Origin of the sequence: Streptomyces sp. NBRC 110035, from assembly GCF_000829695.1 — a bacterium.
In the GTDB taxonomy this organism is placed as follows: domain Bacteria; phylum Actinomycetota; class Actinomycetes; order Streptomycetales; family Streptomycetaceae; genus Streptomyces.
The window spans coordinates 22,373-36,489 of sequence record NZ_BBNN01000016.1 but is presented as its reverse complement, the minus strand read 5'-3'; the positions used below and the strand labels follow the sequence as shown (position 1 = coordinate 36,489).

At 70.7% G+C, this 14,117-nt stretch carries 12 protein-coding genes; 6 read left to right on the top strand and 6 right to left on the bottom strand.

The features are described from left to right. The first annotated feature begins 128 nt into the window (after positions 1–128). The gene (locus TU30_RS02745; protein ID WP_042164052.1) at positions 129–3,935 is read left to right on the top strand and encodes a GH92 family glycosyl hydrolase; all 3,807 of its coding nucleotides are present in this window, start codon (positions 129–131) and stop codon (positions 3,933–3,935) included. Positions 3,936–4,001: 66 nt separating this feature from the next. Here TU30_RS02745 and TU30_RS02740 read toward each other — a convergent pair whose 3' ends face one another. Continuing rightward, on the bottom strand, positions 4,002–5,093 hold the full coding sequence (locus TU30_RS02740; protein ID WP_042164050.1) for a lytic polysaccharide monooxygenase: 1,092 nt from the start codon (positions 5,091–5,093) through the stop codon (positions 4,002–4,004). A 700-nt stretch (positions 5,094–5,793) separates the two neighbouring features. Here TU30_RS02740 and TU30_RS36800 point away from each other — a divergent pair. Further along, complete coding sequence (locus tag TU30_RS36800) at positions 5,794–6,336, top strand: helix-turn-helix domain-containing protein (protein WP_234307755.1); 543 nt, start codon at positions 5,794–5,796, stop codon at positions 6,334–6,336. A 308-nt stretch (positions 6,337–6,644) separates the two neighbouring features. Beyond that, positions 6,645–6,917 (top strand): hypothetical protein, encoded by a 273-nt coding sequence (locus tag TU30_RS35895; protein ID WP_158719295.1) that lies wholly within the window; start codon positions 6,645–6,647, stop codon positions 6,915–6,917. A 259-nt stretch (positions 6,918–7,176) separates the two neighbouring features. Here the strand turns inward: TU30_RS35895 and TU30_RS02735 are convergent, their stop codons facing one another. From TU30_RS02735 to TU30_RS02720, 4 genes are all read right to left on the bottom strand, one after another. Next, complete coding sequence (locus tag TU30_RS02735) at positions 7,177–7,404, bottom strand: hypothetical protein (protein WP_234307754.1); 228 nt, start codon at positions 7,402–7,404, stop codon at positions 7,177–7,179. 2 nt (positions 7,405–7,406) lie between these two features. Then, entirely contained in the window at positions 7,407–7,871 is a 465-nt protein-coding gene (locus TU30_RS02730) for a type II toxin-antitoxin system Phd/YefM family antitoxin (RefSeq protein ID WP_042164737.1), read from the bottom strand. 553 nt (positions 7,872–8,424) lie between these two features. Further along, on the bottom strand, positions 8,425–9,156 hold the full coding sequence (locus tag TU30_RS02725) for an SDR family NAD(P)-dependent oxidoreductase (protein WP_042164048.1): 732 nt from the start codon (positions 9,154–9,156) through the stop codon (positions 8,425–8,427). 57 nt (positions 9,157–9,213) lie between these two features. Further along, on the bottom strand, positions 9,214–9,666 hold the full coding sequence (locus TU30_RS02720) for a nuclear transport factor 2 family protein (RefSeq protein WP_042164046.1): 453 nt from the start codon (positions 9,664–9,666) through the stop codon (positions 9,214–9,216). Positions 9,667–9,826: 160 nt separating this feature from the next. On the opposite strand from TU30_RS02720, the gene TU30_RS02715 reads away from it, so the two are divergent. The 3 genes from TU30_RS02715 to TU30_RS02705 all read left to right on the top strand — a co-directional run bounded on the left by TU30_RS02715 (position 9,827) and on the right by TU30_RS02705 (position 12,529). Beyond that, positions 9,827–10,612: a cyclase family protein gene (locus TU30_RS02715; RefSeq protein WP_042164734.1), complete on the top strand. Its 786-nt coding sequence runs from the start codon at positions 9,827–9,829 to the stop codon at positions 10,610–10,612. 91 nt (positions 10,613–10,703) lie between these two features. Beyond that, positions 10,704–11,423, top strand: a complete 720-nt coding sequence (locus TU30_RS02710; RefSeq protein ID WP_042164044.1) for a bifunctional 2-polyprenyl-6-hydroxyphenol methylase/3-demethylubiquinol 3-O-methyltransferase UbiG — start codon at positions 10,704–10,706, stop codon at positions 11,421–11,423. Continuing rightward, positions 11,420–12,529, top strand: coding sequence for a DegT/DnrJ/EryC1/StrS aminotransferase family protein (locus TU30_RS02705; RefSeq protein ID WP_042164042.1), 1,110 nt, complete (start codon positions 11,420–11,422; stop codon positions 12,527–12,529). The genes TU30_RS02710 and TU30_RS02705 overlap by 4 nt, the downstream gene beginning before the upstream one ends. A 95-nt stretch (positions 12,530–12,624) precedes the next feature. On the opposite strand, the gene TU30_RS02700 is transcribed toward TU30_RS02705, so the two are convergent. Further along, positions 12,625–14,082 (bottom strand): NDP-hexose 2,3-dehydratase family protein, encoded by a 1,458-nt coding sequence (locus tag TU30_RS02700; RefSeq protein WP_078878066.1) that lies wholly within the window; start codon positions 14,080–14,082, stop codon positions 12,625–12,627. Positions 14,083–14,117: the final 35 nt, after the last annotated feature.

Genomic DNA, 14,117 nt, shown 5'->3' with positions numbered 1-14,117 from the left:
AAGGCCTCATTCAACACCCTTGACACCACACGCCCCTTGGCCCACTACTGGTGCTTGCGCAGCGATTCTGACAACGTTGTCCAGCCCAGGGAGGGTGCTCGCGCATGCAGCACGGAGTTCGGCACAGAATGCGGCACAGATGGGGCCCGGCGGTCGTCGCGACGACCGCCTTCGCCGTGGCGGGGGCCTCCCCGGGCGTCGCGGTCGCCCTGCCCGGGGCGCCCGCGAAGGCGGACCGGGAGTTCGCTTCGTCGTTCGAGGCCGGTGAACCCGCCCCCGACTGGTTGAACACCGTCGACACCACACCGGGCGGAAAGAAACGCGCCTCGGGTGTCGACGGCGGTTACAGCAGCGGCATACCGGGCAGCGTCACCGACCATGTCACGGACGTGCGCGCCAGTTCGGAGAACGCGGGCGCCGGGGAGGTGAAGGAGAACCTCGTCGACGGCGAGCCCGGCAGCAAATGGCTGGCCTTCACGTCCACCGGCTGGGCCGAGTTCGACCTGGACGCCCCGGTCGAGGTGGTCCGGTACGCGCTCACCTCGGCCAACGACTTCGCCGCGCGCGACCCGCGGGACTGGACCCTGAAGGGCTCGGCCGACGGCGAGAACTGGACGACCCTCGACACCCGTTCGGGCGAGACGTTCGCCGAGCGGTTCCAGACGAAGACCTACGACCTGGACGCGTCGGCCGTCGCCGGGTACCGGCACTTCCGGCTGGAGATCACCAGGAACGGCGGGGCGGACGCCCTCCAGCTCGCCGACGTCCAGTTCTCCACCGGTGACACCGAGGAGCCCGTCCCGCAGGACATGCTCTCGCTGGTCGACCGCGGCCCGAGCGGCTCCCCGACCGCGAAGTCGGGCGCCGGATTCACCGGAAAGCGTGCCCTGCGTTACGCCGGCCGGCACACGGCCGACGGGCGCGCCCACTCGTACAACAAGGTCTTCGACGTCCATGTGAAGGTCGACCGTCGTACGGAGCTGTCGTACAAGATCTTCCCGTCGATGGCGGACGGCGACCTCGACTACGACGCCACGAACGTCTCCGTCGACCTGGCCTTCACCGACGGCACCTATCTGAGCGACCTGCGCGCCACCGACCAGCACGGCTTCCCGCTGACGCCGCGGGGCCAGGGTGACGCCAAGGTGCTGTACGTCAACCAGTGGAACAGCGTCGCGTCAAGGATCGGCTCGGTCGCGTCCGGCAGGACCGTCGACCGGATCCTGGTCGCCTACGACTCCCCCGAGGGCCCGGCGAAGTTCCGGGGCTGGCTGGACGACGTGTCCCTGAAGCCGGTGAAACCCGAGCGGCCGAAGGCCCACCTGTCCGACTACGCGGTGACCACCCGGGGCACCCACTCCAGCGGCGGCTTCTCGCGCGGCAACAACTTCCCGGCGACCGCCGTGCCGCACGGCTTCAACTTCTGGACGCCGGTGACCAACGCCGGTTCCCTGAGCTGGCTGTACGACTACGCGCGCGGCAACAACGCGGACAACCTGCCGACGATCCAGGCGTTCAGCGCGAGCCACGAGCCGAGCCCCTGGATGGGCGACCGGCAGACCTTCCAGGTGCTGCCGTCCGCCGCCTCCGGCACCCCGGAACCGGGCCGTGAGGAACGGGAGCTGGCCTTCCGGCACGAGAACGAGACCGCGCGGCCGTACTACTACGGGGTGCGGTTCGAGAACGGCCAGAAGGCGGAGATCGCGCCGACGGACCACGCCGCGGTCATGCGCTTCACCTATCCCGGCGACGACGCGAGCGTCCTGTTCGACAACGTCACCGACCAGGCCGGCCTGACCCTCGACGAGGAGAACGGCACCTTCAGCGGCTACTCGGACGTGAAGTCCGGTCTGTCCACGGGCGCCACCCGGCTGTTCGTGCACGGCGCGTTCGACAAGCCGGTGACGGACGGCTCCGCCGAGGGCGTCAAGGGCCATCTGCGGTTCGACGCGGGCGAGGACCGGACGGTCACCCTGCGCCTGGCCACCTCGCTCATCAGCGTCGACCAGGCGAAGGACAACCTGCGCCAGGAGATCCCCGAGGGCCGGTCCTTCGACTCGGTCAAGCGGAGCGCCCAGCGGCAGTGGGACAAGCTGCTCGGCAAGGTCGAGGTCGAGGGTGCCACCCCGGACCAGCTGACCACGCTCTACTCGAGCCTCTACCGGCTGTACCTGTACCCGAACTCGGGCTTCGAGAAGGTCGACGGCACGTACAAGTACGCCTCCCCCTTCTCGAAGATGACCCGGCCGGACACGCCGACGCACACCGGCGCGAAGATCGTGGACGGGAAGGTGTACGTCAACAACGGCTTCTGGGACACCTACCGGACCACCTGGCCGGCGTACTCCTTCCTGACCCCCTCCAAGGCGGGCGAGCTGGTCGACGGGTTCGTGCAGCACTACAAGGACGGCGGCTGGACCTCCCGCTGGTCCTCCCCCGGCTACGCCGACCTGATGACCGGCACCTCCTCGGACGTCGCGTTCGCCGACGCGTACGTCAAGGGCGTGGACTTCGACGCGGAGGCGGCGTACGACGCGGCCGTGAAGAACGCCACCGTCGTGCCCCCGTCGTCGGGCGTCGGCCGCAAGGGCATGGCGACCTCGCCCTTCCTCGGCTACACCGGCACCGAGACGCACGAGGGCCTGTCGTGGGCCCTGGAGGGCTACCTCAACGACTACGGCATCGCCCGGATGGGCGAGGCCCTGTACGAGAAGACCGGCGACAGGCGCTACGCGGAGGAGTCCGCCTACTTCCTCGACCGGGCCCAGGAGTACGTCAACCTGTTCGACTCCGAGGCCGGGTTCTTCCAGGGGAGGAACACGAAGGGCGACTGGCGCGTCGAGTCCTCGACGTACGACCCGCGGGTGTGGGGCCACGACTACACCGAGACGAACGGCTGGGGCTACGCCTTCACCGCCCCGCAGGACAGCCGGGGTCTGGCCAACCTGTACGGCGGGCGCGACGGTCTCGCGGACAAGCTCGACGAGTACCTCGCCACCCCGGAGACGGCCTCCCCGGAGTTCAAGGGCTCCTACGGCGGGGTCATCCACGAGATGACCGAGGCGCGGGACGTCCGGATGGGCATGTACGGGCACTCCAACCAGGTGGCCCACCACGCCCTGTACATGTACGACGCGGCCGGGCAGCCCTGGAAGACGCAGAAGAACGTCCGTGAGGTGCTGTCGCGGCTCTACACCGGCAGCGAGATCGGGCAGGGCTACCACGGGGACGAGGACAACGGCGAGCAGTCGGCCTGGTTCCTGTTCTCCTCCCTCGGCTTCTACCCGCTGGTGATGGGCAGCGGCGAGTACGCCGTCGGCTCCCCGCTGTTCAAGAAGACGACCGTGCACCTGGAGAACGGCCGCGAGCTGGTCGTCAAGGCGCCGAGGAACAGTGCGAAGAACGTGTACGTCCAGGGTCTGAAGGTCAACGGCAAGAGGTGGGACAAGACCTCGCTGCCGCACTCGGTGCTCGCCAGGGGCGGGGTCCTGGAGTTCGACATGGGCCCGCGGCCGTCGTCGTGGGGCACCGGCAAGAAGGCGGCGCCCGTGTCGATCACCCGGGACGACGAGGTGCCCACGCCCCGCGAGGACGTGCTGAAGGGCGGGGGCGCCCTGTTCGACGACTCCTCGGCGACCGGCGCCACGGTGTCCACCGTCGATCTGCCCGTGAGCGGGAGGGCGAAGGCGGTCCAGTACACGCTGACGTCCTCGAAGCAGGCCGAGGCGCCCACGGGCTGGGTCCTGCAGGGGTCGTCGGACGGCACGACGTGGAAGACCCTCGACAAGCGCGACAGGCGGGCGGACGACCCGGACGCCTTCCGCTGGGACCGGCAGACACGGGCCTTCTCGGTGGAGGAGCCGGGGACGTACGGCCACTACCGGCTGGTTCTCAGCGGTGAGGCGGCGCTGACGGAGGTCGAACTTCTGAGCTGAGCCGACCGTGCGTCGCGGGCGGGTCCGGGCCGTGGTGGCCCGGACCCGCTTCGTCGTGGCGCGGCGTCAGCCGACCCGGCAGGGCAGGCTCGTCGTACCGTCACCGCCGGGGCCGGAGACGACATAGCCGAAGGTGGCGCTCTGTCCCGGACTCAGCGAGCCGTTGTGGCCGGTGTTGTGGACCATGACGTCCTGGCCCTGGTAGGTGGCGTCGCCGTTCCACAGGCTGTCGACCCGCTGGCCGTCCGGCAGGGTCCAGTCGACCATCCAGCCGAGCATGGGGACGTCACCGCTGTTGGTGACGGTCACCTGGGACTGGTGGCCGCCGTTCCAGCTGCCCGTGGTGCTGCGGGTGGCGGTGCACTGGCCGGGGACGGGCTCGGTCGGCGGGTTGCCGGGCTCCTTGATGCCGGTCACCTCGCCGTTGCCGCCGTCGAAGACGACGTCGGAGCAGGAGTAGAAGGTCTCCGCGCTGTCCGAACGCTGCCAGACCATGTAGACGACGTGGCGGCCGGACTTGCCCTCCGGAAGCTGCCCGGTCCAGGAGTAGTTGGCGTCGACGGTGCCCGGGGACCCGTTGAGCGGCGGGTGGTCGACGGAGAGGAACGGCTGTTCCTCCATGTCGTCCCAGGTGAGGGTCCGTGTCGGGTCGAAGCCGTCCTTGGTGATGTACACGTAGAACCAACCCGGGTGCGCGGCCCAGGCGTTGTAGGAGAAGTCGACGGTGGCGCCCGAGGTGAGGTGGGTGAGGGGCCAGTCGTCACGCGGCTGGTCGAAGCCGGTGAAGCTGGTGTTGCCGCCGCTGCACAGCTGCCCGTCCGGCACGAAGCCTTCGGTACGGCCGGCGCCGTCGGAGCGCAGTACGGAGAACCAGTTGTAGAACGGCGTGGTGCCGCTGACCTGTGCGGCGGCCTTGCACGCCGGGTTGACCGGTTTGATCTCGCCGGTGTCGGTCAGCCCGTCCTGCCAGCACAGGAAGGTGCGGCTGGCGGGCTTCATCGGCGTCCCGTGCGCCTCCGCCTCGCCGCCCGTGGTCATGACCAGGCCGACGGCGGGGAGGGTGGCGAGGAGGGAGACGAGGACCAGGAAGAGGGCTCTGGCGCGGGTGGGGAGCGGGGGCCGGGGAGCGGTGCCGCCCCTCGTTTTTGTCGTGATCATGACATACCTGTCCGTCGCTGCGGGTGCTGCGGGTCACGGGTCGCGCCCATATGTGCTGCGTGCGTGTGCGTTGCGCGCGCACGGTCGCGCGGGTACGCGTGGGGCCGAGCGAGATGGGAGCATCCTGCGGCGGGTTCCGGTCCGACGAAGGATGGGAGCGCTCCCATCTCACTCGTACGGGGAAGGTAGCGCCGCGGGCTCCGGTTGTAAACGGATCGCGCAACGCGGGCCTGCGCGAGGGGCGGTTACGAGCCGTTCCACTGCGGGGACGGCACCGGGCCGACGTCGGGGGCCGCACCCCGTCGGACGGGGTGCGGCCCTCGACTGTTCCGCGCTGCCGCTTACGTGCTGATCAGGCTGCGCAGCACGTACTGCTACATGCTCCCGCTGCAAAGTAGTTCTGCAGGATCTCGAGGTTGATGGCGTCCTGACAGTGATCCTCGCATCAGATCGCCACAATGATCATGGTTTCTGGGCGTGGAGAGCACATCTGGCCGAGTTTTCCTACCGCTAACGCAGCACCTCGACACGCGCGGCACGGCGAGTCAACGTGCTTCGTTGGCGGTTGCCCCGTGTTCCGTGTCGGTGTGAGGTCTCAGGAGATGCTTAACCGTTTGTGCTCCGGACATGGCTGACACGTTCGGCTGAACGTCCGCTATCCCCCAACCGCCGGTGCGGCAGGGGTGCTTCCGACGGAGTCGTGGATGCACAGCAGTTGGCCGAGTACCGCTACCGGGCTGTCCGCGAAGTGCTCGGCGGGTCTCCGATCGGTGAGGTCGCGGCCCGGTACGGCACCTCGCGCCAGACCCTGCACAGCTGGCGGCGGCGGTTCGAGCAGGAGGGCATGCCCGGTCTGCTGGATCGCTCCCGCCGGCCGGGGAACAGTCCCACGCGCCTGTCCGCCGAGGTTGAGGCCGAGACCTGCGAGCTGCGCCGCCGGCATCCCCGGTGGGGTGCCCGCCGGATCTCCCACGAGCTGTCCGGCCGCGGGCTGGAGTCGACGCCGTCGCGGGCCACGGTCCACCGGGTGCTGTCCCGCAATGGCCTGGTCCGCGCCCAGGAACAGCAGCATCCGGCAAGTGCCCCCGATGGCAGCGTGAGGTGCCGATGCACCTGTGGCGGATGGACCTGGCCGGAAAAAGGCAACTGTTGGGCCCATCGCCTACAACAGGCGACGCAGCCGAGAACAGCAGCGATGTACCACAGTCAGTTCAACGCTCGGCACGCACGATCACGAGCGTAGAGCACGCCGACAATCAGAGCGCCTCGCGAACACGATGGCCGCACCACCCGGCCTCTCCGGCCGTACTCGAGGACCTCCGAAAGGCGGGAGCCGCCAAGGCCGAGGGCGCGCCTCCTCTGTCACAGGCGCAAGTCGACCGGATCGTCGCCATCCTGCGCCAGCCAGGCTCTCAGACCAGTGCACGTCGTGGACGCGGAGCGCCACACCGGACAGCTGGAGGGCCGCAGGAGCGGTACTCGGCACCGGCGGCACGGGGTGCGGTCACGCTCCTCTCGCATTCGCGCTCACCCAATGCTGCAGCGTGAGCTGTGGTCTGGTCCTCCCTGATCGTGACCGAGACGGACTACTGGACCGGGATGGCACCGGCGATGCTGGTGATCGCCCTCGGCTTCGGGACCGGCATCATCGCCCGGACCAGGCCGCAGTCCATGGAGTGGACCACGGCAACCGGAGATCGCCTCGGCGCTGCTCACCTCCGCCCAGCACCTCGGCGTCGCCCCGGCCTCGCGATCCTGGCGAGCGTCGCCGCTGCAGTCAACGACGAAGCTGCTTCACGCAGAGACTTCCCCTCCTCACTGTGATCGGGGAGATCGAGTCGCTCTTTCCCAAAGCCGCGCCGCCCTCGAGTGAAGTCAAAGTCCCCCGTCGCGGCAGCCACACGGCGATCATCCTCATCGGATGCGCGCTCACCGACGATGTAGGACGCTGCGAAGCCCGCCTACTTCGTCTCGTTCGGGTGGCTCGTGTGCACCTGCTCCAGGAAGACCGTGCGCTCGTGGACGTAGAACCAGACGCGCGCGGTGCCCTTCGCAGTCGGTTTGTGTTGCCACCGCTCATGGGTCAGCCGCCACGCTCGATGACGCCGAGCTCACCCTTGAGCCGATCATTCGTCGGCGTCGTGGACAGTGGCGTCCGCGCGAGGAAGTCCCAGGTCTCCGTCATGGAGTTGCGGATCGTCGCGACGAGGTCGCGCCAACCCTTCTGCGCGTCGGCTGTGGCGAAGCGGATCTCGTACTCGATCTTCTTCGGAGGGCGAGGAACCAGCTCGCCCTTCCTGGCGGCCGCCACGGCTACGGACGCTCCACGGTCTCATCGTCGTCGAACCACTCCAGACCGGCGCTGCCGCTGCTGAGTCCGGCCGCAATGGCGGTGGCCGTTTCCTTCCAGGAGGTCAGCTCTGCGATCGCGAGGTGCGACTGGCCGGTGGCGAACGACGCGCGCGCCGCATCGACGAGGTGCTGTGCGCAGGACTCCCGGTCGGCCGGCGACAGCGCAAGCATCCAGGGGAAGGCCTTGGACATGCGCTCGGCGAGCGAGCCGCGGTCGTCGAGGGTGACGGTGATGAGCTGCGCGGCAAGGTTCAGCAAGCGGGCACGCCCCTCTGCCTCGCGCTGCGACATCAGGACCAGAGCCTCGCCGTCCCGCCGGGTCACCGTCACGGGGTGGTCCTCGGCCTCGGCGAAGACCTCGGCGGAGTGCTTGCTCAGGTCCGAGGAGCGCCGAGTCGCCACGGGGAGGTCTGCTGCGATGGTCATGGATCCATAGTATTCGGAACGTATTCGGAAGTCCATTGGAGGCCGCTGAGCGCGTGCGCCAGACTCGACCTCCGGATGCGGTCCGGCGCAGCAGCGCGGCGGCCTGCGGCCAGTCGCCGTGCCGGCCGCCCGGGCGGACGCGGCGACGAGCGTGCCGCCGGTGGCGCCCAGCAGCCGGCGCACGACGCCGTACGGGGTCCCGGACTCCTCAGCCGCGCATCGCGCGTAGCCGACCCGTACACCCCGGGCGCGGGCCACGTCGGCGACGGCCCGCAGCAGGGCGCCGCGCCCCATACCGATGGCGCCACGGACGAGGAGCACTGCACCGCGACCAACACCGGCAAGCCCTGCCGGGTCCCTTTCGGAGAGCCTCGGGTCACCTTCGGGGCGTTGCGGCCAACCCGCTCGGCCTCATGGGCGATCAGCCGCCCCCGAATACCTGGATCCGGAGACGATGCGCTTCCGGCTCCACCACCTGCCCGCCCGACTCGCGGCGCACGCCCGGCACCGGCGCCTCCGGCCGCCGTCCGGACGGTGCGGGCGCCGCCCTCCGTCAGGTGAGGGTGAGACCGCCGTCGACGGGGACGATCGCCCCGGTCATGTAGGAGCCGCCCGGCTCGCCCAGCGTGGTGATCCACCACGCCACCTCCTCGGGCGTCGCCACCCGCCCGGCTGGGATGCGCTGCGAGATCTGGTCGAGGAAGCCCTGGTACTGGCCCTCGGACATGCCGATGCGCTGCCCGATGCCGGTGTCGGTGACGCCCGGCGCCACCGACACCACGCGGATGCCGCGCGGCGCCAGCTCGACCGCCCAGGCGCGCGTGAACTGGTTCAGGCCCGCCTTCGCCGCCATGTAGACCGCGTTGTCCGGGAAGCCCTGGGTGGTCAGCGAGGCCGCCGTGCTGACGTTGACGATGGTGCCGCCCGTCTCCTCCAGCGCGTCCAGCGCCGCCTGGGCGAGGAACGCGGGCGCCACCAGGTCAGTGGTGAACTGCCGCTCAACGGCCGTCCGGTCGAGCTTCGCCAGCGGCGCGAAGGAACCGGTCGCAGCGTTGTTCACGAGGACGTCCAGGCGGCCGAAGGCGCGCAGCGCCGCCTCCACCACCCGCTCGCCGGCGCCGGAATCGGTCACGTCCGCCACCAGGGACCGGATGTTCTCGTGCCCGGCGACGGTCTCCTCCAGCGTGGCCGCCGTACGGCCCACCACGAGGACCCGGTCGCCGCGCTCCGCGAACCGGAGGGCCGCCGCGCGGCCGATCCCGGTCCCACCACCCGTGATGATCACTACCCGTGTCGTCATGGCGGCGACGGTACGGACCCGCGCTCGAGACGGAGTCGATCCTCAGCCGCGTGGCCGGTCGTCGCGGGTGATGACGCGCTCCGCCACGAGCAGCGCCCCGTCCCGGCGCACCAGCCGGTCCCGCATCACGCAGGACAGCTCGATCCGCGGCGCCCCGCCGCGCGGGGTCGCGAGGATCTCCACGTGCGACACCGCGTCGACTCCGTCGGCGGCCGGCCGGACCGCTGTCATCGTCACCCAGTGCCGGTGGACCTCCCCGGCGGCCGCCCGGCCCGCCACCGCCGCGCGGGCGCCCGACTCGATGCCGTCCCGGCCGCGCACCGGCTCCGTCATGGACGGGGCGGCGAAGGACGCGTCGTCGGTGAAGGTGCGGGCCCAGGCCGCGGCGGCGCCGCCGTCCAGCAGCTGCATGTGCCGGGCGTAGAAGCGTTCGATCGCGATGGCGTCGAAGTCTGTGGCGGTGCCGTCGCCGTGTGTGCGGGGCGTGGTGGTCACGGTGCCTCCCGGTGCAGGGGTCGTCGTCGGGAGGCCGAGTCTGGCCGAGCACCGTCGAGACCGGCTCGACTCCGGGGCTCCGGCCGACCGTGTCGAGCGGTCTTCCAATGCCTTTTGAGCGGGGGCCGCGAGGCTGGACGCTGTCGCTCAGGAGGTGACCGTGCGGATCATTGACCTGTCCTCGCCGGTAGACGTCGGCTCGTTCGAACCGGACCCCGTGGTCCACGAGGTGATGACCCCGCGCGAGGGCGCGCTGCACATGCGCGACGAGATGCGGGCCCACTTCGGCCTGGAGTTCGACCCGGACGACCTGCCGGACGGCGAGTTCCTCTCGCTGGACCGCCTGAGTCTGACCACCCACACCGGCACCCACGTCGACGCGCCCTCGCACTACGGCTCCCGGACCACGTACGGCACCGGCGTACCCCGGCACATCGACGCGATGCCGCTGGAGTGGTTCCTCGGCCCCGGGGTCGTCCTCGACGTGCGGGGCCGCGAGGCCGGCATCGTCGACGCGGCCGACCTGCGCAAGGAGCTCGACCGGATCGGGCACGTCCTCGCCCCGCGCGACATCGTGCTGCTGAACACCGGCGCGGACGCCTGGGCGGGGACGCAGCGGTACTTCACCGACTTCGTGGGCCTCGACGCGGGCGCGATCGCCTTCCTGCTCGACTCGGGCGTGAAGGTGGTCGGCACCGACGCCTTCAGCCTGGACGCGCCGTTCGGCACCATCATCGACACCTACCGGCGCACCTGCGACAAGCGCGTGCTGTGGCCCGCCCACTTCGCCGGCCGGCACCGGGAGTACTGCCAGGTCGAGCGGCTCTCCGGACTCGACCTGCTGCCCACCCCGACCGGCTTCCAGATCGCCTGTTTCCCGGTGAAGGTGGCCGGCGCCGGCGCCGGCTGGGCCCGTGCCGTCGCCCTCGTCGACGACACCCCCTGACCCGCACGGACACCCCCGCACCTTCCCGCACCCCCGCTCCAGCGGCGTGCCGACCGGCGCCGTGCACTGCAGCCGACCCGAGGAGAATCGCATGTACAGCACGGACCTCGCCGAGGTTTACGAGATGGTGTACCGCAGCCGCGGCAAGGACTGGGCCGCGGAGGCCGAGGCCGTCGCGGACCTAGCCCGCAGCCACGCCCCGGACGCCGACTCGCTACTCGACGTGGCCTGCGGCACCGCCGCCCACCTGGGCCCCTTCGGCAAGCTCTTCACGACCGCGGAGGGGCTGGAGATCGCCGCCCCGATGCGGGACCTCGCGCTGCGCCGCAGGCCCGGACTGGCCATCCACGAGGGCGACATGCGCGAGTTCGACCTGGGACGCACGTACTCCGTCGTCACCTGCATGTTCTGCGCGATCGGCTATCTCGGCAGCGTCGAGGAGATGCGTTCGGCGATCGCGTCGATGGGTCGCCACCTCGAACCGGGCGGCGTGCTCGTCGTCGAACCCTGGTGGTTCCCCGAGCAGTTCTCCGAGGGCTTCGTCGCCGGCGACCTGGCGAGCGAGGGCGACCGGACCGTGGCGCGGATCTCCCACTCCACGCTCCAGGGCCGGGCGACCCGGATGGAGGTGCAGTTCCTCGTCGGCGATCCCGACGGCATCCGCACCTTCACCGAGATCGACGTCCTGACCCTCTTCACGCGCGAGGAGTACGAGTCGGCCTTCCGCGCCGTCGGCTGCTCCGTCGAGTACCGGCCGGGTGCCCCGACCGGCCGCGGCCTGTTCGTCGGCGTCAAGGAGGGCGGGCGATGACCGCGTACGTCTGGGACTACCTGCGGGAGTACGCGGCGGAGCGCGAGGAGGTCCTCGACGCCGTCGACCACGTCTTCCAGTCCGGGCGGCTCGTCCTCGGCGCCTCCGTCGCTGGCTTCGAGCAGGAGTTTGCGGCCTACCACGGCGTGGAGCACTGCGTGGGCGTGGACAACGGCACCAACGCCATCGTCCTTGGCCTCCAGGCCCTCGGCGTGAAGCCCGGCGACGAAGTCGTCACCGTCGCCAACACGGCCGCCCCGACCGTGCTCGGCATCGACGCAGTTGGCGCCACCCCGGTCTTCGTGGACGTGCACGAGGAGGACTACCTCATGCGCACCGACCAGCTCGCCGGCGCGATCACCGAGAAGACGACCGCGATCGTCCCCGTCCACCTCTACGGGCAGTGCGTCGACATGGCGCCAGTCACCGAACTCTCCGCCCGTCACGGCCTCAAGGTCCTGGAGGACTGCGCCCAGGCCCATGGCGCCCGGCATCACGGCCGGCTCGCCGGCACCATGGGTGACGCCGCCGCCTTCTCCTTCTATCCGACGAAGGTGCTGGGCGCGTACGGCGACGGCGGCGCCGTCCTGACCCGCGACGCGGACGTGGCGGCGGCCCTGCGCCGGCTGCGCTACTACGGCATGGAGGAGCAGTACTACGTTGTCAGCACTCCCGGACACAACAGCCGTCTCGACGAGGTCCAGGCGGAGATCCTCCGCCGCAAGCTCCGGCGCCTCGGCGCCTACGTCGAGGGCCGCCGTGCCGTGGCGCGCCGCTACGAGGAGGGGCTGGCCGGCACCGGCCTGGTCCTCCCCTCGAACGCGGTGGGAAATGACCACGTCCACTATGTCCACGTGGTCCGTCACCCCGAGCGGGACCGGATTATCGAGCGGCTCAAGGACTACGACATCGAACTGAACATCAGCTACCCGTGGCCCGTGCACCGCATGACCGGCTTCGCCCACCTCGGCTACGAGGAGGGCAGCCTGCCGGTGACCGAGCGGCTCGCGAAGGAGATCTTCTCGCTCCCGATGTACCCGTCCCTGCCGCCGCACACCCAGGAGAAGGTCATCGAGGCGATCCGCGAGGTCGTCGTCGGCCTCTGAGCCGGCGCCCCGGCCGGTCTCCCGGTCCGGTCCCGGTGCGCGCGTGTCCCGGTGGGCTCCCCGCCCACCGGGACACGCGTGTGTGGCCGCTGGGCTCAGCCGGCGTGGTACAGGCTGTGCAGACAGGCGATCAGGCTACGGGCCTGCACGTTGACGTAGTGGCTGTGGCGCAGCAGGTCCGACAGCTGGTGCAGGGTCACCCATCGGTGAGCGGGCGACGCGGTGTCCAGGCCGTCCGGGGCCTCGACGACCAGGTACCGGTTGAGCGCTCGGTGGAACCGACCGCCCTCCTCCGAGAGGACCGTGTCGTACCGCGTCGCCCCGGAGGCCGCGCCTAGTACCGCGTCGAGGAACGGCGGCAGGGCGCTGTCCGGGAGGCCCGTGTAGCTCTCAGGCACGCACTGCACGGTCGGGCCCAGCTCCACCACGTCCGTGAACCCGGGCTCCACGCGCGCGTGGACCAGGACGTGCAGCACCCCGTCGATCCGCCGGACCAGGAACGCGATCACGCCCTGGCCCACCGGCTCGATCATCGGCTGGTTCCACTGCCGCACCTCGCGCCCGCCGGCGTCCACCCGGACCCCGATGACCTCGAAGAAGGCGCCGTCGTCGTGGCGTATCCGGTCCTTGCCGCGGGTCCAGCCGGTGAGGTCGTCCAGCGGGATCCGACGAACCGTCAGGTCGTCTCCGGCCCGCCGGTCGGTGATCCAGCCGAGGATCTCCTCCATGGTGTGGAGACTGCCCGCCGCGGGGTCGCCGGAGCGCCGGAGCACCCGCCGAAAGGGATCCGGATCGTCGTCCGCCTCCTCCCCGGAGCCGGTGAACGGCAGGCAGGACAGCACGGTCCGGATGTCCATGTTGACGGTGTCCTCGCGCCCCAGCAGCTCGTGGATCTGGCCGACCGTCAGCCAGCGGTAGCCGTCCCGGGCCTCGACCGGCTCCGGCAGCTCGACCACCATGTTGCGGTTGCGCTTGCGGTAGAACCAGGAGCCCTGCTCCGACTGTCGCACGTCGGCCAGCACACCCGGCCGCCGGTGCGCGTCGAGGAAGTGCTCCACGTACGGCACGGCCAGCCCCTGGTGCACCCGCGTGTAGTTGCTGCGGGTGGCCTGCACGGTGGGGGACACTTGGAGCCCGTTGGCGTTGCCGGGTTCGACCTTGGCCTGCACGAGGGCGTGCAGCACCCCGTCGATCCGGCTCACCAGCAGGCCGAGGATGCCGATCTCGGGCTGGAGGATGATCGGCTGCGTCCACCGGGGCACCGCCGCGCCCGGGTGCTCCACCGCCAGTCCGTGCACGGTGAAGAAGCGGCCGGTGTGGTGCCTGAGGTCGCCGGTGGCCGGGTCGACGACCCAGCCGTCCAATTCGTCGAGCCCGACCCGCTCGATCCGGGTGTAGGCCCGGCGGGCGTGGCCGGCGAACCAGTCGGGGAAGTCCGCCAGGTCGCCGAGCGGCCCGGCGCCGCGCAGCCGGGCCGAGGCGTCGATCCGCCGTGCGGTGTCCGCCCGCGACGCCGGCGCGCCGGCGTGTGGGACGGGAAGGGGGGCGTTCATCGGTGCCTCCTCGGGCTTGTCCGTCCGGTCTCTCC